The following is a 23,448-nucleotide window of genomic DNA, read 5'->3' as shown; positions in this document are numbered from 1 at the left end:
TCTATCTTTGGAAAAGATAAAGCTAAAAGAGCGTCAATCCAAGCCCTTACGTGACCATGCAGCAAAATTTCACCTAACTGTCGCAATCCAGAGGATAACTTCGTTCGGACCCCGGATAGCGCCTTGCATCCGTTGGGGAATCCGGGTGGCAATGGGAAAATCTAAACATTGCATTTCACGGTTCGGATTGTTCCCATCATGCTTGCTAGACTTGCTTTTTCATTGTCCATTCTCGCTCTGCCAGCTCAGGCGCAATACGTCCTGTCCGACGGAACCGAGGTAGCCCCGCTTGAGATGTTTCAGGAATGCGACGTCTGCCCCGAGATGATCGTGTTGCCGTTGGGAGAGTTCCTGATCGGCGGGCCGCCGGGTGAATCTCGTTTGAAAATTCACTTGGGCGCGAATCCTATGCGGTGGGCCACTCCTGAGGATCCCTATATCGCGTACCACGAGGGCCCTGTTCATCCTGTTAAGATTGATATGCCAATTGCTATTGGTCGAAATGAAGTGACGCATGAACAGTGGATGGCGTGCGTCAATGACGGTGGCTGTGGAGGGCATGTTCCGCGCGATTGTATATTACAGCGCGATGCTGCCTGCGTAGATGTTCGGGGCAACTACCCGGTTGTTGATGTCTCTTATTCCGACGGCGTGGCTTATACAAAATGGCTCAACGACAAGATTGGCGCCGATGTGTACCGTTTGCCAAAGGAAGCAGAGTGGGAGTATGCAGCACGCGCCGGAACGCAGACCCCATTTGCTCAGGGTGAGGAAGTAACAACCGATCAAGTCAATTTCCACGGCAAACCAACCGAAGAGATGTTGGGTGTCAAGCGTCCGGAACTGGCACGGCGTGGTCATCCGGTTCGGGTTGATGATCTCGACGCCGCCAATGCGTGGGGATTGCGCCATATGTCAGGCAATGTAGTTGAGCGTACAATGTCTTGCTGGACTTCAACTCACATAGGTTTTGCGACTGTAAGTGACTATCTGCGACACGCTATGTTGCCTGCGTGTACAGACCGCGTCGGGAGAGGTGGTGCCTATTGGACCGCTATGGATTTCTCTAGGGTCGCTTCGCGCGGGCGAGTAGATGAGGACGCAAGGCTAATGGCCGCTGGGTTTCGAGTGCTACGCGATTTTTGATAGTCTGCAAGACCTCAGTTAACTGGGGGCTCGATCACACCCCCAGCCGATCCCGCAAAGCAAACCACGTCATCGCCAGCACCAGCAGGGGGCTGCGCAAGGCGGGGCCTCCGGGGAAAGGTAGGGCGGGGACGCGGGCCATGGTGTCGAACCCTTCGGCCTGCCCCTGAATGGCCAGTGCCATCAATTGCCCCGCATGGGTGGCTGTTCCGACCCCGTGACCAGAGTAGCCCGAGGCTGACAGGATATTGGGCGCAACCCGCGTCAGATACGGCATCCGCCGCATGGTAATCGCCAGCGTGCCGCCCCAGGCATAGTCGATTTTGACGTCGCGCAGGTGTGGAAAAATCTCGACCATTGGTTTGCGGACCTTGGCGGCAATGTCTGCCGGGAAGCGATAGCCATAGCTTTCGCCGCCGCCAAACAGCAATCTGTTATCCGCGCTAAGGCGGAAATAGTTCACCACGAATTTCGTATCGGCCACCGCCACGTCCCGGGTCAGAACACGGGCAGCATCGGTGCCCAAAGGCTCGGTCGCGGCGATGAAATTGTTGATCGGCATAACACGCGCGGCGACCTTGCCGTTCAGATCGCCAAGGTATCCATTGCAGGCAAGAACAACGTGATCGGCCGTGACCTTGCCCTGCGCGGTATGGATGATGGCGGGTGAGGTTTCCTCGACCCCTCTCACCTCGGTGCCTTCATATATCCGCACGCCTGCCTTGGCCGCTGCCTGCGCCAGACCCAAAGCGTAGTTCAGTGGATGTAGATGCGCGGCACCCATGTCCAGATAGCCTCCGCGATAGGCGGGCGAGGGGCACAGACCGTGGCCCGCGCCTTCGTCCAGCAGTTCCATCTGGTCATAGCCATAGCGGTCGGACAGATGCGCCGCGTGGTCGTGCAATTCCTGCTGTTCTCCAGCGGACAGGCCCAGAACGGCGACGCCCGGTTTCAGATCGCAGTCAATCTGGTACTTGGCAATCAGCGATTTGACCAGCGCCTTCGCGTCCTCGGCCAAATCCCACAGCTTGGCGGCGTCGTCATCGCCAACCAGCCGCTCAAGATCTTCCTGATCCATCCGCTGCGCGCTGCCCAATTGCCCGCCATTGCGGCCTGATGCGCCAAAGCCCACACGATGCGCCTCAAGCAGCACAACGCTGAACCCTGCCTCAGCCAGATGCAGCGCGGCGGACAGGCCGGTATAACCGCCGCCCACCACGCAGACGTCGGCTTTTTCATCGCCTGCAAGAACAGGAAAGCGGTCAATCGAATTGGCCGTAGCCGCGTACCAGCTGGCCGGGTATTCAGCCTTGCGGTCGTTGGAATAAAGCAGGTTCATCGCGGATCAGACGTTCAGCAGCAGATGCTCACGCTCCCACGGAGAGATGACCTGCAGGAACTCTTCATACTCGGCGCGTTTGACGATGCCGTAGACGCGGGCAAATTCGGGGCCCAGAACCTCATGCAAGGCGGTCGCCTCATCGAACAGGTCCAGCGCGTTGCCCATGACCTGAGGGATATCGCCTTCGCCTTCGTAAGCGTCGCCATAGAACTGACGGCGCGGGCGTTCCTGTTGGACCAAGCCCAGATAGCCACAGGCCAGAGATAGCGCGATGCCTAGATAAGGGTTGCAGTCCATCCCCGCGATGCGGTTTTCGACCCGGCGCGCCTCGGGCCCCGACAGCGGAACGCGGATGCCGGTGGTGCGGTTGTCGCGTGCCCATTCCAGATTGATCGGCGCGGCGTGATCTTTCACATAGCGGCGATAGGAATTCACATAGGGCGCCATCACCGCCAGACCCGAGGGCAGGTGGTTCTGCAACCCGGCGATGAAGTGATAGAATGCGTCCGTCTCGCCCCCTTGTGGGCCGGAAAAGATGTTCTGCCCGGTCTCCATGTCGATGATCGAGTGGTGGATATGCATGGCCGAGCCCGGCTCATCCACAATCGGTTTCGCCATAAAGGTGGCAAAGCAGTTGTGGCGCAGGGCGGCCTCGCGGATCAGGCGCTTGAAATAGAACACCTCGTCGGCCAGCTTCACTGGATTGCCGTGGCGCAGGTTGATTTCCAACTGGCCCGCGCCGCCTTCCTGCGTGATGCCGTCAATCTCAAACCCCTGATGTTCGGCGAAATCATAGATGTCGTCGATCACCGGGCCGAATTCGTCCACGGCCGTCATCGAGTATGCCTGCCGCGCCGCCGCCGGACGGCCCGAGCGGCCCATCATAGGCTTGATACTTTGCGCAGGGTCCACATTGGGGGCGACCAGAAAGAACTCCATCTCGGGTGCGACGACGGGTTTCCAGCCCTTGTCGTGATACATCTGGACCACGCGTTTCAACACGTTGCGCGGGCTGAACGGGATCGGATTGTCATCACGATCATAGGCGTCGTGGATCACTTGCAACGTCCAGTCGCCGGTCCACGGTGCCGCGGATGCTGTCGAGAAGTCAGGCTTCAGGATCATGTCGCGTTCGATGAACCCGTCCTCACCCGCGGCCTCGCCCCAATCACCGGTAATGGTCTGGTAAAAGATGCTGTCGGGCAGGTGGAAATAGGATTGCTTGGCGAATTTCGAGGCGGGTACCGCCTTGCCGCGCGCGATGCCGGGCAGGTCCGAGATGATGCATTCGACCTCGTCCAGTCGGTGGTCTTCGAAATAGGTGCGGGCTGCCTGCGGCAGTTGGTCTGTCCAGTCGGCCATCAGGCCCTCTCTTTCTTCAAAAACTCCGCCATGAACTGCCCGATTTTGGGGTTGTCGTCATTGGCGGGCAGGCGGTCAGTGGCCGCTTGCATCAATTCATCGGGGACCACGCCCTTGCCGCGTGTCTCGATCAGGCCCTGGATAAAGCTGTCACCATATTCAGGGTGGGCCTGTACGGTCCAGATCGTGTCGCCATAAGCCACCATGGCGTTGCGACAGAAATCGTTGGTACCGGTGACGCGTGCGCCGTCGGGTAGGGCGACTACCTGATCCTGATGCCACGCATTCAGCGTAACTGTTTGGCCATCAAGGTCATAGTCGGTGCGCCCAACGGCCCAGCCTCCGGTGAACTTTTCAACCTTTCCGCCCAGCGCCTGTGCGATGATCTGGTGGCCAAAGCAGACGCCAATCAGCGGCTGGCCTTTGTCGCGGATCGCGCGGATCAGATTTTCCAGCGGGGGTATCCACGCGTGATCCTCATACGCCCCATGGCGCGAGCCGGTGATGACCCAGCCGTCGGCAGAGTCTGTGCCGTCAGGGAACTGGCCGTCCACCACGTTGTAGGTCTGAAACGTAAAGCCGTTGCCGCCCAGCAGGGTACGGAACATGCCGTCATATGTGCCGAAGTCTGAACGCAGCTCATCCGGAGGGTGGCCGGTTACAAGGATGCCGATTTTCATAGGTCACCAAATTTGATCAAATTCATTCTAACGAACCAAAAGGGGCCGGGCAAGGGGGGTCAGACGGCCTCGACGTAGCTTAGCCAGTGCTCTTCTGGGGGGCGCTCGGCGAAGCGGCGGATTTCCTGCCGTTTGGTCATCGCCAGAAAGCGGATCATATCAGCGGGGAAGATACGCGCCACGTGGGGATCGGATTCGAAGGTAGTGATCGCGGCCTCCCAATCGCCGGCCAGTTGGGGCAGGCCGTCGATATCATAGGCGTTACCGGTGATCGGGGCGGGCGGGTCGGTTGCGTCCTCGATCCCGTTCATCGCAGCACCCAGAACGGCGGCCAGCATGAGGTAAGGGTTGATGTCGCCTCCGGCCACACGATGTTCAATCCGGCGGGCGGCAGGGGCACCGCCGGGAATGCGGAGGGCGGCAGTGCGGTTCTCATAGGCCCAGCTGGCGCCGGTGGGCGCGTGGGCGCCGGGAACCAGCCGGGTATAGGAATTGCCATGCGGCGCAAAGATCAGTGTGCTGCCGGGCATCGCCGCCAGACAGCCTGCAATGGCGTAGCGCAGCGTGTCCGTCCCCTCGGGGCCTTCATTGTCAAACACATTGCGGCCCTGATCGTCTACAACCGAAAAATGCACATGCATTCCGTTGCCTGCGTCATCGGCATAGGGTTTGGACATGAACGTCGCGGTGAACCCGTGTTTGCGGGCAAGACCGCGCGTCAACACCTTGAAAAGCCATGTATCATCAGCACAGCGCATTGCGCCCTGATGGTTCAGGTTGATCTCGAACTGGCCAATGCCGCTTTCGGAAATGGCGGTCTGGGCGGGAATGCCCATCGCGGCGCAGCCATCGTAAAGCTCGGTGAAAAAGGCATCGAATGCGTCCATCTCGGCCATGGACAGCACGGCCTCATCCACCAGCCTGCGCCCGGTAATGGGGTTCATCGGCGGTTGTGGCTGCGCGCCCGAGGAATCGAGCAGAGTGAATTCCAGCTCGGTCGCCGCGATCACGGACCAACCGCGCTGGGCATAGCGGTTCAGTACAGCGCTCAGCGCGTGGCGGGGGTCTCCGGCGAAGGGGGTGCCGTGGTCGTCGTACAGACACATCGGCACCAGTGCGGTGTCCACCTCAAGCCAAGGCATCGGGACCGCACCGCGATCGGTGGGCAGCAGCACACCATCGGCATCACCAGTTTCAAACACCAGCGGACTGCCGTCAATATCTGCGCCCCACAGGTCCACATTCAGCGCCGAGAACGGCATCCGCACGGAGCCTTTGTCCAGCTTGTCGGAATACGAGGGCGGCACGCGTTTGCCCCGCAACTGACCGTTTAGATCACAGGCTGCAACGCGAAAACTGTGCAAGGCGCTCAGGTCCATCGGGGGCTCCATCATTGTGGTTCCTCCGAGGTTTAGTCGACACGACGCGCCTTGTCACGAAATTTGATCAAATTAACCCCGCGCCGGGTTCAGGCGGCGCGGGGCAGAGGGTCAGGCGAAGCTTACACCGTTTTCAGCCATTGGATGTTCGGCCACCAGAACGCCTGACATCGCGTGGATCGCATTGGCCAGCGCCGGTGCCGAAGGCGGGGTTCCGGGTTCGCCCACGCCAGTCGGCGCTTCGGCAGACGGCACGATATGCACGTCGATGGCGGCGATATCACTGATGCGCAGCGGCTCGTAATCCGGGAAGTTGGACTGATCGACCGCCCCGCTTGTCAGCGTGATCTGGTCGCGCATCACATGGCCGATGCCATAGCCTATGCCGCCTTCCATCTGCGCTTTGACCACATCGGGGTTCACCGCGATGCCGCAATCCACGGCACAGGTGACCTTTTCGATCTTGATGCCGTCTTCCGGATCGCCCGAGATTTCAACGACTTCAGCCGCATAAGACCCAAAGGATTTATGCACCGCAATCCCCTGCGAGCGCCCCGCAGGTGCGTTGCCCCAACCCGCCTTTTCAGCCGCAAGTTTCAGAACGGCGGCCTTGCGTTGCTGATCTGGATTGGCGCTATCGGACAGGTGGGCCAGACGGAATTCAACCGGGTCACGACCTGCGGCTTCGGCCACCAAGTCCATCATGGTTTCCATCGCGTAGGCTGTATGGGTATGACCCACCGAGCGCCACCACAGAACCGTTGTCGCCTTGGGCGTGTCGGTCAGGCCAACGGCCATTCCAGGGATGGAATATGGGCTGTCAGCCACACCTTCGACCGAGCTGTGATCGACGCCATCATGGACCAAAACGGCCTCGAACGCGGTGCCTTTGATCACCGATTGCCCGGCGATCTGATGTTGCCAGCCTACGATATTGCCATCCGTATCCAGACCCACACGCACCTTATGGCCGAAGGCAGGACGGTAGTAACCGCTGCGAATGTCATCCTCTCGCGTCCAGACCAGTTTCACCGGGCGCGAGCGGTCTGTGACCACAAAGGCCAGCGCGGCTTCGACCTGATAATCCGCATCGGGCGTGGCGCGGCGACCGAACGAGCCTCCGGCCAGCATGGTCTTGATGTGGATCTTCTCGGGCGGCATCTGGAAGATCTGCTGATAGGCCATATGCGGGCCCGTCGGCATCTGCGCGCCATCATGCAGAACGATGTCACCCTCAGCAGTTTGTTCGATGGTGCAGTTCAGCGGCTCCATCGGCGCGTGGGCCAGCAGTGGGAAATAAAAGGTCTTTTCAACCACCTTATCCGCGCCATCGATGGCTGCTGAAACCGCTGCAACATCCGCCTTGTTCACGATGTAGGTGGGCTCTGCATCCAGCGCGGCCATGATCTCGGACCTGATCTGATCTGAATCGCGGGTCTCCGCGCCCGACATGTCCCAATCGACCTCAAGCGCGTCGCGGGCCTGGATCGCGGCCCAGGTGTTTTCGGCATAGACCGCAACACCCGCCTGATTGGGCAGAACAGCGGCACTGATATAGCCTTTGACCTCTTTTGATGCGCTGTCATCAAAGCCAAGTGCGATTCCGCCCTTGGATTCAGGCCGCTTGATCATCGCGACCATCTGGTTCGGCAGATGCACATCCATCGCATACATCGCCTGACCGTTGCCCTTGATGGCCGAGTCCTTGCGGCGCACGGCTGCGTTGCCGATTAGGCGGAACTCGGACGGGTCTTTCAGGCGCGGCTCGGCCGGCGCTTCTAGCTGCGCAGCGGCCGCCACGAACTCCGCAATCGGAGCGGATTTGTCACTAGCCTTGACGATGCCTTCCTCGATAGTGATGCCCGATGCGTCCACGCCCCAACTTTGGGCGGCGGCCTTGATCAGCATCTCGCGTGCGGCAGCACCGGCCTGACGATATTGCAGCCAGGAATTCGCCATCGCGGTCGATCCGCCTGTACCCTGGAACGGGCCGAACAGCAGGTTGTTATAGACATTCGGGTTCGACGGCGCAAATTCATATTCGATCTGATCCATGGTCAGGCCGATTTCCTCGGCGATCAGCGTCGGCAGGCCGGTGGCCGGGCCCTGACCCTTTTCAAAATGCTTTACGATGGCGGTTACGGTGCCATCCGCGTCGATTTTCACGAAGGGGTTGAATTGAGCGGTCTCGGACGAAGCCGCAGCCAGCGCGCCATCGGGGCGGGCACCGACCAGCAGCACGGCACCGGCAGCAGCGGCACCTTTCAGAAATCCACGGCGAGAGGTGTTGATGGTCATGGATCAGGCCTCCAGAATCTCGGATGCGCGCTGGACGCCGGCGCGGATGCGTTGATAGGTGGCACAGCGACAGGCGTTGCCATACATGTACTCGTCGATTTCCTCGGCCGAGGGCTTGGGGTTTTCAGACAACAGCCCGACAGCCGACATAACTTGACCCGACTGGCAATAGCCGCACTGAACCACGTCCAGTTCGACCCAGGCTTGCTGGACTGCGGCGCCGATTTTGTCGTCGCCCACGGCCTCGATCGTGGTGATCTCGGCATCTTCGACGTCTTCGATGTAAGTTTGGCACGACCGTACGGGCTCGCCGTTCAGATGTACGGTGCAGGCCCCGCAGGACGCAACGCCGCAGCCGAATTTTGTTCCGGTCAGCTTAAGCTCATCCCGGATCACCCAAAGCAGGGGGGTGCCGGGTTCGGCGTCGACCGTGTGGGTCTGGCCGTTCAGTTTCAAGGTCAGTGACATGAGGGGGGATACTCCATGTTGGGCTGGCTACCTGAATCGGTAAACTTGCGGGTTTACCATAAGTGACGTTGTCAATCGTGTAAACCCGTGGGTTTACCTAGTGTTTGACCTTGTCATGTCAATGGGACTATAGCTTTCAGACATGAACGAATGCAGCGCGCCGAATGCGGCCAAACACGCTCAGATCATCGAGGCTGCGGTGGCCGAGTTCCAGGAAAAGGGGTTCGCCGCCGCCAGCATGGACCGTGTTTCCGCCCGCGCCGAAGTGTCCAAGCGGACGCTGTATAAGTATTTCGAAAGCAAGGAAAACCTGTTTCGCTCTATTGTGGTCGAGCTATCAAACCGCTTTGCCGGTGTACTGGATATCCGCTATGAAAAAGGCCGTGATATCCGGGAGCAACTGATCGAACTGGCATGGGCCGAAGGGCGCATCCTGATGTTGCCCGAGGTGATGGCGATGTCGCGTATGGTGATCAGCGAAACTTTGCGCAACCCCGATCTGGCGGCAGCGGCGCAGGGCAAACTGGATAAGACTGCGATATTTGTGTCGATGCTGAAGGACGCGGCAGAAGACGGGCAGTTGCGGATAGACGACCCTCAAAGTGCGGGGCAGGAGTTCATCGGGTTGATCAAGGCCAAGGCATTCTGGCCGATGGTCTTCACTGGCAGCGTCCTGAGTGAGGCCGAAATGACGGCTACGATTGACAGCAGTGTTGAGATGATACTTAGCCGTTATGGCATTTGACCCCCCCTTCGCTGTCCGCTTGGATGGCTTTGCCTGTGGCGTTTATGGTCTAAACAGTGCTAGACGCCCCCCTCGTAAGATGTGTTTCGAGGTAAAAGCCAGGAAAATGCCAGAGGTTCAGATCGCACATTCAAACCACGCCACAACTCGGCGGGCGGCGCGGCTCTCGGTTGCGCCGATGATGGATTGGACGGACCGTCATTGCCGGTTTCTGCATCGACTGCTGAGCGGTCAGACTTTGCTCTATACGGAAATGGTAACGGCCCCGGCGTTGGTTCGGGGTGGGGCGTTGCATCTGCTGGACTACAGCCCGCAGGAACACCCTGTGGCGTTGCAACTGGGCGGCTCGGACCCGCAAGAGCTGGCGCAAGCCGCGCGGTTGGGGTCCGAGGTAGGTTATGATGAGATCAACCTGAATTGCGGCTGCCCGTCCGACCGGGTGCAATCTGGCACGTTTGGTGCGGTGCTGATGAAAGATCCCGCGCGTGTAGCCGAATGTGTTGCGGCGATGCGCGAGGCTGTAGGCGTCGAGGTCACCGTGAAGTGCCGGATCGGAGTAGATGATCAGGATCCTGACCTCGTGCTGCCAGCGTTTCTGGATGCGATCCACGCTGCGGGTTGCCAGAGGGTTACAATCCACGCACGTAAAGCGTGGCTTCAAGGGCTGAGTCCAAAGGAAAACCGCGATATCCCTCCGCTGGACTATCACTTGGTGCACCGCATGAAGGCGTTGTTTCCCGACATGCATATCTCGATCAACGGTGGAATAAACTCTTTGCAGGAGGCGCGCACGCATTTAGATGCCGGCCTTGATGGGGTAATGATCGGACGCGCTGCCTATCACCAGCCTGCAGACATCCTGGCAGGGGCAGATCCTTTGATCTTTGAGGCTGGGCAACCTGCGGACCCGTTCGAGGTGGTTCATGAGATGGTGCCTTACATCGAACAACACCTTGCCAGCGGCGGGCGTTTGCATCAGATCACCCGTCATATGCTTGGGCTGTTTGCAGGGCGGCCAGGGGCGCGTGCATGGCGGCGCGTCTTGTCCGAAGGTGCCGTTCACGAGGGGGCAGGCCCTGAGGTTCTGCTGCAGGCGCTGGATCGGGTCGCGCCCGACGCGCAGGTCGAAGTGAGTTAAAAAGCGGCCAACCGGCCGATATGGGGGGGGAATGCCCGAAACGTTTTTGCTGGCCCAGATGCTGGGCCTATTGCTGGTGATCGGCGCATTGGCCGGAGTTCTGGCGGGCTTGCTAGGGGTTGGCGGTGGCATCGTATTGGTGCCTGCATTTTTCTATGCGTTTCAAACCCTTGGCTATGGCGGCCCGCAATTGATGCAATTGTGTCTGGCGACGTCTCTGGCGACCATCATCGTGACCTCGGTCCGGTCCGTGATGGCCCACAACAAAAAAGGGGCCGTAGACTGGGAAATTTTGCGCGGCTGGGGGCCGGGGATCGCAATTGGGGCAGTGATCGGAGTTACCGTGGCTTCGGCCCTACGCACCGAGGCACTGCAGGCGCTGTTCGGCATTCTGGGGATGGTGATTGGTGCTTATTTGGGTTTCGGAAAATCTGAATGGCGGCTTGGGGACGCGATGCCCAAGGGGCTCCGCCGGGCCGCTTTGTCACCGGGTGTAGGGTTTCTGTCGGTATTGATGGGGATCGGAGGCGGCAGCTTTGGTGTGCCCTTGATGAGCCTGTTCAACACGCCCATTCACCGGGCCGTTGCGACGGCAGCTGGCTTTGGGGTGATCATCGCGGTTCCGTCCGTCATCGGGTTTCTGTTTTTGAATATCGCGCCTGAACACCGCCCGCCAATGACCGTTGGCGCGGTGAATTTGGTGGCATTTGCGATTGTTGTGGCGATGACGATGATCACCGCCCCTTGGGGGGTTAAGCTGGCCCACGCGATGGACCCCAAACCGCTCAAACGTGTTTTTGCCGTTTTCCTGACGCTGGTGGCCCTTAATATGCTGCGCAAAGCGATGGGCCTTTGACGACGTTTTGGCAGAAAGGCTGGGTAAAGTTTCCCTATGACCCCGCCGTCGCTGAATGGGTAGCACACGTTCTGCCAGCTGCTCGGGCTGCAGTCGTTGATCCGGCCCATGGCGAGTGGATAGACTGCGAAGGCACGTGGTTCATCGGTGTGGATGCGCTGGACAACGATGTAGAGGGCAGGGTGGGGCGATCAGGGCCGCTGCAGGGCCAGGCGCTGGAATTCGTGACCGAGCATTATGGAACTCTGCCGTTGCACAAGGGGCAGGTGTCTGTGATGTATCCCGGCTACCCCAAGCCACGCCGCGGCGAAAGCGAGGCAGCCGGGCGTTACCGACGCAACCGTGATGCAGCGCATGTGGATGGGTTGCGCCCTACGGGTCCTGACCGTCGCCGCAGAGTGGACGAGCCGCACGCCTGGATACTTGGCCTTCCGCTGACCGAAGTGAGCGCTGATGCTTCGCCGATGGTTTTATGGGAAGGCAGCCATAAGGTCTTGCGGGCAGCTTTCGAAAAGGCTCTGCATGGTAGACCGCGTGATACGTTGCACGAGGTGGATGTTACAGACATCTATCAGTCTGCCCGACGCGAGGTGTTCGAGACCTGCACTCGCCTGGAATTGCCCGCCAGTCCTGGTGAGACGTATCTTTTGCACCGTCACTGCCTGCATGGGGTGGCCCCTTGGTCGGACAGTGCTTCGGCTGGGCCAGATGGTCGGATGATCGCCTATTTCCGCCCGGAATTCCAAGGCGGTGTGGCCGAGTGGATCGAATTCCCGTAACCTACAGCCATGTATTGGTTAGGAGGTATGGGGTCATGATTACGGTCCACACACTCGCCGACGGAGCACAGATCGAAGTCGAGCTGTCCGGCGAAGTCACCAGCGCGGATTACAGCGATACTTTAATTCCCGCCATCGAGGCCGCGCTGATCGAACATGAAACCGTTCGATTGATGGCAATCGTTCAGCCCGAATTCAAAGGGTACGACCTGGGTGCTGCTTGGGCGGACACTAAGTTGGGCCTAAGCCATTGGCGCGGGTTCGACCGGATTGCCGTGGTGGCCGATCAGAGTTGGGTTCAGACCAGTGTGCGATTGGCGGCTCCGATTTTGCCTTGTCCGGTCCAGGTATTTGAACTGTCCGAGGTCGAAACAGCGCGTCGTTGGATCCGCGAATCCCTCGGGTTGATCCATGTGACCGATCTTGGTGGGCCATGCGTTCAGATCAGCCTGTTGGGTAAGGTTGACCCCGAAGAGTATCAAAAGGCCGAGGCGCATCTGGACCAGATGCTTGCAGGGAAAACCGGTTTTCGCCTGCTGATCGACCTGCGGGAGTTTGACGGATGGCAGGGATTGTCTGCTCTGGCTGCGCATTTCCGACTGGCACGCGGTCATATCGGGTTGCTGGATCGTGCGGCGATTGTTGGCGACAAGGCCTGGCAGCATATGGCGCAACGCGTGGCCGGTCATGTGCTGGGCACCCGAACCCAATATTTCCCGTCGGAAGATATTGAACACGCGAAAACTTGGCTGGCTGCAGGATAACCGGCACCATCAAGTTGGATCGCCCTTAGGTTGACGCAAGGTAAGCGCGCTCGCCTCTGATTATTTCTTGATCAGTCAGTCAAAAAAGAAATAGGGTTCAAGGGTTTTCCGGTCTTGCCACGTCTGGAAAACACCAATGCTGAAGCGCGCCGTTGTGGGTTGCCACTCACTCACCACTTGTCTTCGAACTTGACCCCCTCGGAGTTCAGACCAACCTGCAACGGCGCAGGCTCAGCCTGTGGCTCAGGATTTGTTCAGGCGGGCCGAACGACCGCCACGCCGTTTCGCAAGCTGCGGCTTTCGTGCGGGCAGGGCTTCCATGATCTCGGCGCGTTCGGAACTGTCCATCTTGGACCAACGTGTGATCTCGTCGATGGTCCGATAGCAACCAGTGCAGATCCGCTCGGTCGGGTGAACGACACAAATCTGGACGCAGGGGCTTTCGACCTCGTTCCGTTTCCAGACCATGTTTGTCATTGGTGTCATCCGATCCTTAGAGAAAGCGCAATCTGTCCAGCGCTCCTTGCAGAATATAGCCTGCTGCAACGTGGTCGATAACCTGTCCGCGACGTTTTCGTGTCGTATCCGCCTCGAGCAGTGCCTTTTCTGCCGCAACCGTGCTGAGGCGCTCGTCCCAGAACCCGATGGGAATTTCGGTCAAACGCATCATGTTGCGGGCAAACGCGCGCGTGGATTGGCACCTCGGACCTTCTGATCCGTCCATGTTTTTCGGCAGGCCAAGAATGACCCCTCCGATCTCGCGCTCGGCGATCAATTCCAGCAGGCGCGCAGAGTCCAGAGTGAACTTTTTGCGCCGAACGGTTTCCAAAGGGCTGGCCACACCGCGCATCCGGTCCGAGACGGCCACACCGATGGTTTTTTCGCCCAAATCCAATCCCATCAATGCGGTCATCGGTGTGAGCGAAGCGGCGAAATCCTCGAACGCGTCATGGATCATTGCGCGATCCCGGCCTGCAATGCGGCGGCGTCAATGATCTCCAACGCCTCGGCATCCCGGGCAAAGACCGCGTTTGCCTCTTGCATGATGTCGATCGCGCGCTGACCTTCACCCAAAACGCCCAGTGCACTGATCAGCCGCGCCCAGTCCTCGGGTGGTCCGCCTTCGGTCGCCAGTCGATCCGAAAGCTGGTTGACCATGCCCATGATCATCTGTTGGCGTTCTTCAGGTGTCAGGTCTGCGGCGGCTTCCACGTCTTCCTGAGACGGTCCGGACGGGGCCGGGATGTTTGGTGGGTTGAAGACACCGGCGCGGAACGCCAACTCCTCCAACTGGGCGCGCATGGCCTGTGCCCAGGGCGAGTCTGCGGGCGATGTGCGCAGCGCCTCGACCCAGATGCGATATCCGATGTCAGGACGGCCAACCTGTGTCATCATCCGTCCAAGATAGTATTGCGCGGGGCCGTTTCGGGGATCACGTTGCAAGGACTGCCGAAGTGCGTCTTCGGCTTCGGGTGATATATATCCGTTAGCGGCCAGGATCATCATTTCGGCCAGATGTGCGTAAGCATCTGCAGGAACCGCTCCACCCGAGAGTTCAATCACCCGCTGCTGCGCTTTGTATGCCGCTGCAAAATTGCCAGCATTCGCCTCGTGCTGGGCAAGCAGTACGTGCCCTTGCAAATCGTCGGGACGTTCGGCAACCGTATTGCGCAGCTGTTGCAACAGGTTGGCGTATCCTTCGTCCAGTTGCTCGGGCAAGTCAGGTAGAACTTCGGCTTCGGCTTCGGCCTGGCTAGGGCGTTCGGCCCGCATTGTTTCGGCCAACTCCTTACGTAGCGACAAGGGCTGGTCCGGCAATCCGGCGGCGCCCATTTGGCGGTAGATCCAAAAACCGCCGCCGATCAGGACAGCGGCAACCACGACAATAGCCACCGTATTGGCCCAGACTGGAGGGCCATCCTGTGTCCCCTGCGCACGCATCTGCGCGTCAGCAGACAGAATCCGGCGCGAGATTTCGGTCCGCACCCGTTCCGCATCGGCCTCACTGATCACACCACGTGCAAGATCACGGTCCACACCAGCCAACTGCTCGCGATAAACGCGAAGGTCAAAAGCGGCTGCGGGTTCGCGGTCTTTGCGTCCCTTCAGCATGGAATATCCAAGGAACACTGCGATCAGCAGCGCGGTCAGGATCAAGAGGGCCCAGAAAGTCATGTTAGCTCCTAAATGGCTGCCTTGACTTAGACCCGCGAGCAGTCGGAAAAAAGGGGCAAATGGCCGCGAGACGACTTCATGTCGCAATATTGAGGGCTATGTCGCAATAGTGCGCTATTACGGCGTTGGATGGCAGGGGTATACTGTCGTTACACGGCATATCTGCGCACAATCACCGAACCGGATGGATTCGCTTATGAAACACTATTCAGCCTTTGCTGTGGCGCGCGAAGCGCTGCGCTATCACACAGGATGGGAGCGCGCTTGGCGCTCGCCCGAGCCAAAGAAGAAATATGACGTGATCATCGTCGGTGCTGGCGGCCATGGACTGGCCACGGCGTATTACCTTGGAAAGAACTACGGCATTCAAAATGTCGCGGTGATCGAAAAGGGTTGGCTGGGTGGTGGGAATACCGGCCGGAACACGACCATCATCCGGTCGAACTATTTGCAGGATCCGTCGGCGGCGCTGTATGAAAAGGCGCGCAGCCTTTACGAGGACCTGAGCCAGGATCTGAACTATAACGTGATGTTCAGTCCGCGTGGGGTGATCATGCTGGCGCAAACCCAGCACGAGATCCGTGGCTATCAGCGCACGGCCCATGCCAACGCGTTGCAAGGCGTGAAGACCGAATGGATCACGCCCGAGCGCGTCAAAGAGCTGGTGCCGATCATCAATCTGGACGGGCCGCGCTATCCGGTATTGGGCGGTCTTTGGCAGGAACGCGGTGGCACCGCGCGTCACGATGCGGTGGCCTGGGGTTATGCCCGTGCGTGTTCGGCTATGGGGATGGACATCATCCAGCAATGCGAAGTCACTGGCGTACGTCAGGACAATGGCCGCGTTGTCGGCGTCGACACCACCAAAGGTGCGATTGACTGTGAAAAACTAGGCATCGTGGTCGCGGGCCATTCCGGTCAACTGGCTGAGATGGCGGGCTTCCGTCTGCCGCTTGAGGCCGTAGCGCTGCAAGCGCTGGTGTCCGAGCCGATCAAACCCTGCATGGACGTGGTCGTAATGGCCAACACCGTGCATGGCTATATGTCGCAATCCGACAAGGGCGAGATGGTCATCGGTGGCGGCACCGACGCTTATAACAACTTCACCCAGCGCGGTTCGTTCCATCATATTGAGGAAACTGTGCGGGCGCTGGTCGAGACCTTCCCGATGATTTCGCGCCTGAAGATGTTGCGCCAGTGGGGCGGTATTGTGGACATGACCGGCGACCGGTCTCCGATCCTGTCGAAAACGCCGCTGCAGGGCTGTTTCATCAACGCAGGTTGGGGCACGGGTGGCTTCAAGGCCATTCCGGGTTCGGGCTGGGGTATGGCGCAACTGATGGCCACGGGCCATTCGCCGCTGACCGAAGCCTTCACGCTGGAGCGTTTTAAGGAAGGCCGTTTCATCGACGAAAGCGTCGCCGCCGGGGTGGCACACTAAGGGCTCTGCCCGAAGTGACCACAACACAGAATTCTGGTCGGCCCGAGTGTCGACCAACCGAGAAAAGGATGACCATATGCTGATCCTGAATTGCCCCTATTGCGGCGTCGATGCCGAAGAAACTGAACTGGCCGCTGGCGGCGAAGCGCATCTGAAGCGCTTTGGTCCCGGCGCGTCTGATGACGAGTTCCACGACTATCTGTTCATGCGTGAAAACCCCAAAGGTGTGCACTTTGAACGCTGGCGTCACGTGAATGGCTGTGGCAAGTGGTTCCACGCCGCGCGTGCGACCGACACGCTAGAGGTATTTGGCACCTATTCGGCCCAGACCACCGAGCCGCCCAAAGAAATCCGCGAAGCGATAACCGCCAAGCGCCCCGGCTGGACCTGGAGAGAGTTCGAATGATCCGCCCAGCCACCCGTAATTCCGCCTGCGAAAGGTCCGCAACATGAGCACCCGTCTCGCAAACCAAGGCCGGCTGATCGACCGGTCGAAACAGGTCACATTCACCTTTAACGGCACCTCGATGCAGGGCTACGAGGGCGACACGCTTGCCTCGGCCCTGCTGGCCAATGATCAGATGATGATGGGCCGGTCGTTCAAATATCACCGTCCGCGCGGCGTTGTCGCCAGCGGCGCGGAAGAGCCGAACGCTCTGGTCGGCCTGGGACAGGGCAACCGGTTCGAGCCGAACCAGCGCGCCACCACGACCGAGCTGTTCAATGGCTTGACCTCGATCTCGCAGAACCACTGGCCGAATCTCGAGTTCGACATTGGTGCCGTGAACACGGCGCTGGCGCGGTTCCTGCCGGCTGGCTTCTACTACAAGACGTTCATCCATCCGAAACCGTTCTGGAAACACGTCTACGAGCCGTTCATCCGTCAGTCCGCCGGTCTGGGCAAAGCGCCCGACAAGGACAACCGCGATGCGGACACCTATGAGCACTTCTATCACTTCACCGATGTTCTGGTGATCGGCGGCGGTGTGGCGGGTCTGCAGGCTGCGAAGGTGGCAGCCGCGTCCGGTGCCAAAGTCATGCTGATCGAGCAGACAGCGCATTGGGGAGGGCGTGCTCCGGTTGATGGCGGCACGATCAATGACGAGCCTGTGGATAAGTTCGTGGAACAATTGGTTTCCGAACTCGAAGCAATGGACAACGTCACGATGCGCAATCGTTGCATGGGGGCCGGGGTTTATGACCACGGTTACGTGCTGGGATATGAGCGCCTGACCGATCACAAACCGGGCACCCAAGGCCCACGTCACCGGCTGTGGCGCATCCGCGCGAAACAGGTGGTAACTGCCACCGGCGCGATCGAGCGTCCGTTGTCCTTTGCGGGCAACGATGTGCCGGGCGTGATGCTGGCCTCGGCCATGCGCGACTATGTGGTGAACTGGGGCGTGACCCCCGGCGAGCGTGTGATTGTGGCCACCAATAACGACGACGCCTATCGCACCGCGATCACCCTCAAGAAAGCCGGTGTGGATGTGCTGCGCGTGGTCGATGCACGCGACACGGCTGGTCCGCTGGCGAATGAGGCGCGCGAACTTGGTATCCGCGTTGACCCCGGCAAAGCGATTGCCAAGGTCAAAGGCGGCAAGCGCGTCAAAAAGGTCGAGCTGTGCAACCAAGAAGGCATCGGTGGCGCGCGTGAAGAGGTCGAATGCGACGCGGTCGCCATGTCGGGCGGCTGGTCTCCGGTCGTTCACATGTGGTCGCATTGCGGCGGCAAGTTGATCTGGGACGAGGCGCAGGCGCATTTCCGTCCTGACCCGTCGCGACCTCCGCTTGGTGCTGATGGCGAAGGGTTCGTGCTGGCCGCGGGCTCGTCGAATGGTCCGCTGGCGCTGGGCGATGTTCTGACCGACGCGGATGCGGCGGGTAAAGCAGCGGCCAAGGCGGCCGGGTTCACAGCGAAGCGCACCAAGGCCCCGGTCGGTGAGACCACGGCTGAGGCTCCGATGGCGGCGGTCTGGCTGATGCCGGCGAATGCCGAGATCGGTTTGCGGATGAAATCCTGGCTGGATTTCCAGAACGACGTCAAAGTCTCCGACGTTCAGCTGGCGGCGCGCGAAGGTTACGAAAGCGTCGAACACACCAAGCGTTACACCACGCTGGGCATGGCGACCGACCAAGGTAAGTTGAGTAACATCAATGGTTTAGCGATCCTTGCTGATGCCCTGGATTCAGAGATTCCGAAGGTCGGCACCACCACCTTCCGCCCGCCCTATACGCCCATCTCGCTGGCGTCGATCGGTGGCGAAGCGCGCGGTGAGGTGTTCCAGCCGATCCGCCAAACCCCGATGCACAACTGGCACGACAAGAACGGTGCAGACTGGGAGCCGGTCGGCCATTGGCGTCGGACCTATGCCTATGTCCGTCCCGGTGAGTCCGTGCATGACGCGGTCAATCGCGAGGTGAAGAATACCCGTGAAAACCTCGGCCTGCTGGACGCCTCGACATTGGGTAAGCTGATCGTCAAAGGGCCCGATGCGGGCAAGTTCCTGGACATGATGTACACTAACATGATGTCCACGCTGAAGGTCGGCAAATGCCGCTATGGCCTGATGTGTTCAGAGAACGGCTTCCTGATCGACGACGGTGTTGTCGCGCGGATCGACGAAGATACATGGCTGTGCCACACCACCACCGGCGGTGCCGAGCGTATCCATGGTCACATGGAAGAATGGCTGCAGACGGAGTGGTGGGACTGGAAAATCTATGTCGCGAACGTCACCGAGCAATACGCGCAGGTTGCTGTTGTTGGCCCCAACGCCCGCAAGGTGCTGGAGAAGCTGAACGCTCAAGCAGGCGGCGGCATGGATGTCTCGAAAGAAGCGCTGCCTTTCATGGAATGGCGTGACGGCAAGATCGGTGCGTTCGATGCGCGGGCCTACCGCATCTCGTTCTCGGGTGAACTGTCCTATGAAATCGCGGTTCCCGCGTCTCAGGGTCAGGCGTTCTGGGATGCTCTGATCGACGCGGGCAAAGAGTTCGGCGTGATGCCTTACGGCACTGAATGTCTGCACATCCTGCGGGCCGAAAAGGGCTTTATCATGATCGGGGACGAGACAGACGGCACCGTGATCCCGCAAGATCTGGGGCTACACTGGGCGCTGTCGAAAAAGAAAGAGGACTATCTGGGCAAGCGCGCCCACACGCGCAGCCATATGGCCGATCCGGACCGTTGGAAACTGGTCGGACTTGAGACTGTGGATGGTTCTGTCCTTCCCGATGGTGCCTATGCGGTGGGCGAGGGCGTCAATGCCAACGGTCAGCGCAACATGATCGGGCGCGTCACCTCGACCTATTACTCGGCCAATCTGGGCAAGGGCATCGCCATGGGCCTGATCAAGCACGGTCCTGACCGAATGGGCGAGATTGTCGAGTTTCCGGGAACCGACGGCAAAACCTACAAGGCCAAGATCGTCGATCCGATCTTTTACGATAAGGACGGGGAGAAGCAGAATGTCTGAACCCATCAGCGCACTGAACCACGCCAGTTATGACGGCATCGCCAAGGTAGCGGAATGCGGCTTGCAAGGAATGATCACCCTGCGCGGCGATCTGTCCGACAAGGTACTGGCCAAGTCCGTCAAGGACGCTACCGGGCAGAAAGTGCCCGGTCAGCGCGAGGCAAGCGTCAACGGGGATACCGGCGTGTGTTGGATGTCTCCGGACGAATTGCTGGTGCTGGTGCCCTATTCAGAGGTGAACGCCAAACTGGCGCAGATGACCGAAACGCTTAGCGGCACACATGCGCTGGCCGTGAACGTCTCGGATGCCAGGGCGGTCTTCTGCGTTTCGGGATCTTCTGCGCGTGAGGTAATGGGCAAGCTGGCTCCGGTTGATTTGTCGGCAGATGCCTTCCAGCCCGGCCAGATCCGCCGCTCGCGTTTGGCGCAGGTTGCGGGCGCGTTCTGGATGGACGACGCCGAGACCTTCCGCGTGGTTTGCTTCCGATCAGTCGCAGACTACGCGTTCAAACTGCTTAAGGTTGCGGCGCAACCGGGCAGTGAGGTTGGTGTTTACTAAGCATTTTAAAACGCTAGATTTTTGGGCTGCCGGGGAACCTGGTGGCCCTTTTTGTTGCTGCGACAGCACAGTTGTGATTGATCCGATCAGCTTGGTTCGTGACGTAAGAATGGATTTCCTTCAAGCGACACTCATTGTTAGAGTGTTGGCTGATATTATCACGTATGACGTGTGGAGTGCCGATAGTGTTCAACAGTGCTGCTAGAGTAAACGGAATTAATGATTTCACTAAGAATGATTGCGGTTTGTGCCGCATTGATCGTCTCGCCAGCTGTGGTTTTGGCTGAGACATATAAAGAAACTTTGGGGTGCACATTCGGCAAAGGCCTGGCGAATCGTCCGACACCTGAGAAAGTGGTGTTTCCAGTGGACGAATTCGGGCGTTCCGCTCTGCTGCATGAGGTCGAGATTCCGGGCATCGTAACTGACACAGGGCCGGGCCGAATCCGACGAGATTCTCCGATCAAATTGTCGATCGCGTGGGTCGGTCAGACCTGTTTTTATGCGGCTACGGGAAGAACGTATGCAGGTAATGAATCGCGTATTGATGCAATCGATTTGAGGGATCAGGAGTTCTCGATTTCTTTGGATCGCAGAACGATGAAAGCGATTACAAAGCCTTCCACTGTATCCGCATGAGCGGCGCGCGACGGTTTTGCAAAAGGACGTTGCAAAGGTATTGGAACCCCCAAATCCTGATTTAGGAGACTAGGATTTTGAAACAGTTTTTGTATTCGATCGCGGCTGTGATGTGTACGGCGTCTGCTCAGGCGGGCATCGTGAATTATGAGTGCGAGTTACACAGCTTGGAAGCGCAAGGATGGATTCCTCCGGTTGTCTTGCTGAGTGTCGATGCTGACACTAAGCGCGCGCGGGCATTCGATGGCGCAATCCGCTCTGCCAATGAGCTTGCGCGGATTGATGAAAACACACCAGCAAATGCCAAGTTGAAACTCACGCGAAAAGGCGAATACCGATTGTCATGGCGCCTTACACTGTCCTCAAACTCTACGCGCCAATACCGTGTGTCGTATACTGCGACAGTCGACCCCGAGACGAACAAGTTAAAGATGTCGGCAAGTTTCCCGCAGGCCAATTTGGGAAACCGACCCAGTGGAATTGGGCGCTGCCAGCCGATATCCGCGCCTACCTTGTTTTAGACCTACAAGCGGCTGGGAAAAAGCCTAACCGCTTAAGACAAACGACTGAAAACCGTTCAACGACGTTGGCGCAGTCAGGGCTTGCACCCCGACCTCTTCGCCGTTGGCATTGCGGCAAGATGGGTAAAACGACAACAAATCCGCCAGTTTGGCCATTCGATCCTGACGTTGCGCCTCGGGCAAAAGCGGCGCGTGGGTAGAAAGATAAAGCGCGGGGCGGGTCACTTTCAGAAACGGAATAAGGCTGGGCAGAACCATGTATTCTGCCCCCTCGATATCCATTTTAACGAGTGATACACTGGACAGGTCGGTCGCGGCTTCGAACTGATCCCAGGCAATGGTCAGCGCATCACTGCCATGAGCCGCGTCATGCAAAAGGGAACTGGTGGAATCACCGGGCTCTCCCCTTACCGAGGCCATACGTGCAACGCCGAACCGATCCGACAGGGCTACGCCAAAGGCCGAGACGTTGCGGACGTTGTTCAAATCCATGTTCCAGGCCAGGTACCGGTAAGCGGTGGGGTCAGGCTCAAAGCACCATACATGTCGCGCGCGCCTCGCGCCGTAAAGAACGGTAGGGCCGATCCATGCACCTATATCCAAATAATCACTTTCGGGTTTCAGATGAGCATCCAACACGGCAAAAGTCTCGGGCTCCCACAGGCCAGCAGTGGCCTTGCGCCAGAATTTCGAATGGTAGGGGTCCAGTCGAAACCGTTCTCCATTCAGGCTGCCTGAATAGTATCCGCGGGCGCGGTAAAACATCTTGCGCGCCTGTGTCAGCATCGCGGACCTCCGGGTTTTCTAGTCTCTGCCCTTGACCTATGGCCGTTGCCAAAGCATTTAACCTTTGGAACCGCAACAATCATTTCAACAGGGGGCCGAGATGGCTTTTGAACTTCCTGATCTTCCTTATGCACATGACGCGCTGGCAGCCAAGGGCATGTCCGCGGAAACATTGGAATATCACCACGACCTGCACCACAAGGCCTATGTCGACAACGGCAACAAGCTGATCGCCGGAACCGAATGGGACGGCAAGTCGATGGAAGAGATCATCGTGGGGACCTATGACGCAAATGCTGTCGCCCAGAACGGTATCTTCAACAACATCAGCCAGTTGTGGAACCACAACCAGTTCTGGGAGATGATGGGCCCCGGCGATAACGCCATGCCCGGTGAGCTGGAGAAGGCTCTGGTCGAAAGCTTTGGTTCGGTTGACGAATTCAAATCGCAGTTCAGCGCGGCAGGTGCTGGCCAGTTCGGCTCGGGCTGGGCCTGGCTGGTCAAGAACGCAGACGGCTCGCTGGCTGTCACCAAGACTGAAAACGGCGTGAACCCACTGTGCTTTGGTCAGACAGCGTTGCTGGGTTGCGATGTGTGGGAGCATTCCTACTACATCGACTTCCGCAACAAGCGTCCGGCCTACCTGACCAACTTCCTGGACAATCTGGTCAACTGGGAAAACGTCGCCTCGCGGATGTGATCGGCTGACCGGTAGTACGTTTTTGAGGGCCTGCTTGCGTGAGTGAGCAGGCCTTTTTCTTTTGAAGTAAACAGTTGCTGCAGGAGGTTGAGGAATCGGCAGCATTCTTCATTTCTATGACCGCTTTGAGCCCAAAGAAGACGTTTGGATAAAGCGCAGCGAATGATTGCATCAATGGTGGTTCACGCGAC

General features: G+C 58.9%; 21 protein-coding genes. 11 read left to right on the top strand and 10 right to left on the bottom strand.

The window, feature by feature from the left end:
* Window positions 1–198: 198 nt before the first annotated feature.
* On the top strand, window positions 199–1,146 hold the full coding sequence (locus tag AC2TAD_RS03080) for a formylglycine-generating enzyme family protein (RefSeq protein WP_480865869.1): 948 nt from the start codon (window positions 199–201) through the stop codon (window positions 1,144–1,146).
* 34 nt (window positions 1,147–1,180) lie between these two features.
* Here AC2TAD_RS03080 and AC2TAD_RS03075 read toward each other — a convergent pair whose 3' ends face one another.
* From AC2TAD_RS03075 to AC2TAD_RS03050, 6 genes are all read right to left on the bottom strand, one after another.
* Window positions 1,181–2,485: an NAD(P)/FAD-dependent oxidoreductase gene (locus AC2TAD_RS03075; protein ID WP_480865867.1), complete on the bottom strand. Its 1,305-nt coding sequence runs from the start codon at window positions 2,483–2,485 to the stop codon at window positions 1,181–1,183.
* 6 nt (window positions 2,486–2,491) lie between these two features.
* Complete coding sequence (locus AC2TAD_RS03070; protein WP_480865865.1) at window positions 2,492–3,850, bottom strand: glutamine synthetase family protein; 1,359 nt, start codon at window positions 3,848–3,850, stop codon at window positions 2,492–2,494.
* Window positions 3,850–4,530, bottom strand: a complete 681-nt coding sequence (locus AC2TAD_RS03065) for a type 1 glutamine amidotransferase (RefSeq protein ID WP_170752475.1) — start codon at window positions 4,528–4,530, stop codon at window positions 3,850–3,852. The genes AC2TAD_RS03070 and AC2TAD_RS03065 overlap by 1 nt, the downstream gene beginning before the upstream one ends.
* Before the next feature lie 59 nt (window positions 4,531–4,589).
* Complete coding sequence (locus AC2TAD_RS03060; RefSeq protein WP_480866646.1) at window positions 4,590–5,909, bottom strand: glutamine synthetase family protein; 1,320 nt, start codon at window positions 5,907–5,909, stop codon at window positions 4,590–4,592.
* Window positions 5,910–6,020: 111 nt separating this feature from the next.
* Window positions 6,021–8,207 (bottom strand): xanthine dehydrogenase family protein molybdopterin-binding subunit, encoded by a 2,187-nt coding sequence (locus AC2TAD_RS03055; RefSeq protein WP_480865864.1) that lies wholly within the window; start codon window positions 8,205–8,207, stop codon window positions 6,021–6,023.
* A gap of 3 nt (window positions 8,208–8,210) precedes the next feature.
* Entirely contained in the window at window positions 8,211–8,675 is a 465-nt protein-coding gene (locus AC2TAD_RS03050; protein ID WP_170752479.1) for a (2Fe-2S)-binding protein, read from the bottom strand.
* A gap of 142 nt (window positions 8,676–8,817) precedes the next feature.
* On the opposite strand from AC2TAD_RS03050, the gene AC2TAD_RS03045 reads away from it, so the two are divergent.
* The 5 genes from AC2TAD_RS03045 (at window position 8,818) to AC2TAD_RS03025 (ending at window position 12,957) form a co-directional block, all read left to right on the top strand.
* A complete protein-coding gene (locus tag AC2TAD_RS03045; protein WP_170752481.1) occupies window positions 8,818–9,420 on the top strand; it encodes a TetR/AcrR family transcriptional regulator in 603 nt (200 codons plus the stop codon).
* Window positions 9,421–9,526: 106 nt separating this feature from the next.
* Window positions 9,527–10,558 carry a tRNA dihydrouridine(20/20a) synthase DusA gene (dusA, locus tag AC2TAD_RS03040; RefSeq protein WP_480865863.1) on the top strand — a complete coding sequence of 344 codons (1,032 nt, stop codon included), beginning with the start codon at window positions 9,527–9,529 and terminating at the stop codon, window positions 10,556–10,558.
* Between the two features lie 31 nt (window positions 10,559–10,589).
* Window positions 10,590–11,414: a sulfite exporter TauE/SafE family protein gene (locus AC2TAD_RS03035; protein ID WP_480865861.1), complete on the top strand. Its 825-nt coding sequence runs from the start codon at window positions 10,590–10,592 to the stop codon at window positions 11,412–11,414.
* Window positions 11,411–12,193 carry a hypothetical protein gene (locus AC2TAD_RS03030; RefSeq protein WP_480865860.1) on the top strand — a complete coding sequence of 261 codons (783 nt, stop codon included), beginning with the start codon at window positions 11,411–11,413 and terminating at the stop codon, window positions 12,191–12,193. Before AC2TAD_RS03035 ends, AC2TAD_RS03030 begins: the two co-directional genes overlap by 4 nt.
* Before the next feature lie 35 nt (window positions 12,194–12,228).
* Window positions 12,229–12,957, top strand: a complete 729-nt coding sequence (locus AC2TAD_RS03025; RefSeq protein ID WP_480865858.1) for a SpoIIAA family protein — start codon at window positions 12,229–12,231, stop codon at window positions 12,955–12,957.
* 243 nt (window positions 12,958–13,200) lie between these two features.
* On the opposite strand, the gene AC2TAD_RS03020 is transcribed toward AC2TAD_RS03025, so the two are convergent.
* Genes AC2TAD_RS03020 through ccmI form a run of 3 tightly spaced genes read right to left on the bottom strand, consistent with a single transcriptional unit; the run spans window position 13,201 to window position 15,132 of the window.
* A complete protein-coding gene (locus AC2TAD_RS03020) occupies window positions 13,201–13,434 on the bottom strand; it encodes a DUF1289 domain-containing protein (RefSeq protein WP_170354584.1) in 234 nt (77 codons plus the stop codon).
* A gap of 16 nt (window positions 13,435–13,450) precedes the next feature.
* Window positions 13,451–13,915: a Holliday junction resolvase RuvX gene (gene ruvX, locus AC2TAD_RS03015; RefSeq protein WP_170354583.1), complete on the bottom strand. Its 465-nt coding sequence runs from the start codon at window positions 13,913–13,915 to the stop codon at window positions 13,451–13,453.
* A complete protein-coding gene (gene ccmI / locus AC2TAD_RS03010) occupies window positions 13,912–15,132 on the bottom strand; it encodes a c-type cytochrome biogenesis protein CcmI (RefSeq protein WP_480865856.1) in 1,221 nt (406 codons plus the stop codon). Before ccmI ends, ruvX begins: the two co-directional genes overlap by 4 nt.
* A gap of 196 nt (window positions 15,133–15,328) precedes the next feature.
* On the opposite strand from ccmI, the gene AC2TAD_RS03005 reads away from it, so the two are divergent.
* From AC2TAD_RS03005 to AC2TAD_RS02990, 4 genes are all read left to right on the top strand, one after another.
* A complete protein-coding gene (locus AC2TAD_RS03005; RefSeq protein ID WP_170752492.1) occupies window positions 15,329–16,573 on the top strand; it encodes a sarcosine oxidase subunit beta family protein in 1,245 nt (414 codons plus the stop codon).
* A 76-nt stretch (window positions 16,574–16,649) separates the two neighbouring features.
* The gene (locus AC2TAD_RS03000; RefSeq protein ID WP_170756359.1) at window positions 16,650–16,979 is read left to right on the top strand and encodes a sarcosine oxidase subunit delta; all 330 of its coding nucleotides are present in this window, start codon (window positions 16,650–16,652) and stop codon (window positions 16,977–16,979) included.
* Between the two features lie 43 nt (window positions 16,980–17,022).
* Window positions 17,023–20,052 carry a sarcosine oxidase subunit alpha family protein gene (locus AC2TAD_RS02995; RefSeq protein WP_480865855.1) on the top strand — a complete coding sequence of 1,010 codons (3,030 nt, stop codon included), beginning with the start codon at window positions 17,023–17,025 and terminating at the stop codon, window positions 20,050–20,052.
* Complete coding sequence (locus AC2TAD_RS02990; protein ID WP_480865853.1) at window positions 20,045–20,611, top strand: sarcosine oxidase subunit gamma; 567 nt, start codon at window positions 20,045–20,047, stop codon at window positions 20,609–20,611. Before AC2TAD_RS02995 ends, AC2TAD_RS02990 begins: the two co-directional genes overlap by 8 nt.
* Before the next feature lie 1,184 nt (window positions 20,612–21,795).
* Here the strand turns inward: AC2TAD_RS02990 and AC2TAD_RS02985 are convergent.
* Window positions 21,796–22,557: an FkbM family methyltransferase gene (locus tag AC2TAD_RS02985; RefSeq protein ID WP_480865852.1), complete on the bottom strand. Its 762-nt coding sequence runs from the start codon at window positions 22,555–22,557 to the stop codon at window positions 21,796–21,798.
* 100 nt (window positions 22,558–22,657) lie between these two features.
* On the opposite strand from AC2TAD_RS02985, the gene AC2TAD_RS02980 reads away from it, so the two are divergent.
* Entirely contained in the window at window positions 22,658–23,257 is a 600-nt protein-coding gene (locus AC2TAD_RS02980) for a superoxide dismutase (protein ID WP_170354575.1), read from the top strand.
* The last annotated feature ends 191 nt before the right edge of the window (window positions 23,258–23,448 follow it).

It is taken from the genome of Ruegeria sp. HKCCD7628, assembly GCF_057221005.1.
This window is presented reverse-complemented; position numbering and strand designations above follow the sequence as displayed.

Bases quoted from the DNA above. Each gene is read 5' to 3' on its own strand.
- AC2TAD_RS03000 (WP_170756359.1), top strand. From the start codon at position 16,650: ATGCTGATCCTGAATTGCCCCTATTGCGGCGTCGATGCCGAAGAAACT.
- AC2TAD_RS02985 (WP_480865852.1), bottom strand. From the start codon at position 22,557: ATGCTGACACAGGCGCGCAAGATGTTTTACCGCGCCCGCGGATACTAT.
- AC2TAD_RS03070 (WP_480865865.1), bottom strand. From the start codon at position 3,850: ATGGCCGACTGGACAGACCAACTGCCGCAGGCAGCCCGCACCTATTTC.
- AC2TAD_RS03025 (WP_480865858.1), top strand. From the start codon at position 12,229: ATGATTACGGTCCACACACTCGCCGACGGAGCACAGATCGAAGTCGAG.
- AC2TAD_RS02995 (WP_480865855.1), top strand. From the start codon at position 17,023: ATGAGCACCCGTCTCGCAAACCAAGGCCGGCTGATCGACCGGTCGAAA.
- AC2TAD_RS02990 (WP_480865853.1), top strand. From the start codon at position 20,045: ATGTCTGAACCCATCAGCGCACTGAACCACGCCAGTTATGACGGCATC.
- ruvX (WP_170354583.1), bottom strand. From the start codon at position 13,915: ATGATCCATGACGCGTTCGAGGATTTCGCCGCTTCGCTCACACCGATG.
- AC2TAD_RS03060 (WP_480866646.1), bottom strand. From the start codon at position 5,909: ATGGACCTGAGCGCCTTGCACAGTTTTCGCGTTGCAGCCTGTGATCTA.
- AC2TAD_RS02980 (WP_170354575.1), top strand. From the start codon at position 22,658: ATGGCTTTTGAACTTCCTGATCTTCCTTATGCACATGACGCGCTGGCA.
- AC2TAD_RS03065 (WP_170752475.1), bottom strand. From the start codon at position 4,530: ATGAAAATCGGCATCCTTGTAACCGGCCACCCTCCGGATGAGCTGCGT.
- AC2TAD_RS03080 (WP_480865869.1), top strand. From the start codon at position 199: ATGCTTGCTAGACTTGCTTTTTCATTGTCCATTCTCGCTCTGCCAGCT.
- AC2TAD_RS03050 (WP_170752479.1), bottom strand. From the start codon at position 8,675: ATGTCACTGACCTTGAAACTGAACGGCCAGACCCACACGGTCGACGCC.
- dusA (WP_480865863.1), top strand. From the start codon at position 9,527: ATGCCAGAGGTTCAGATCGCACATTCAAACCACGCCACAACTCGGCGG.
- AC2TAD_RS03005 (WP_170752492.1), top strand. From the start codon at position 15,329: ATGAAACACTATTCAGCCTTTGCTGTGGCGCGCGAAGCGCTGCGCTAT.
- ccmI (WP_480865856.1), bottom strand. From the start codon at position 15,132: ATGACTTTCTGGGCCCTCTTGATCCTGACCGCGCTGCTGATCGCAGTG.
- AC2TAD_RS03055 (WP_480865864.1), bottom strand. From the start codon at position 8,207: ATGACCATCAACACCTCTCGCCGTGGATTTCTGAAAGGTGCCGCTGCT.
- AC2TAD_RS03020 (WP_170354584.1), bottom strand. From the start codon at position 13,434: ATGACAAACATGGTCTGGAAACGGAACGAGGTCGAAAGCCCCTGCGTC.
- AC2TAD_RS03045 (WP_170752481.1), top strand. From the start codon at position 8,818: ATGAACGAATGCAGCGCGCCGAATGCGGCCAAACACGCTCAGATCATC.
- AC2TAD_RS03035 (WP_480865861.1), top strand. From the start codon at position 10,590: ATGCCCGAAACGTTTTTGCTGGCCCAGATGCTGGGCCTATTGCTGGTG.
- AC2TAD_RS03075 (WP_480865867.1), bottom strand. From the start codon at position 2,485: ATGAACCTGCTTTATTCCAACGACCGCAAGGCTGAATACCCGGCCAGC.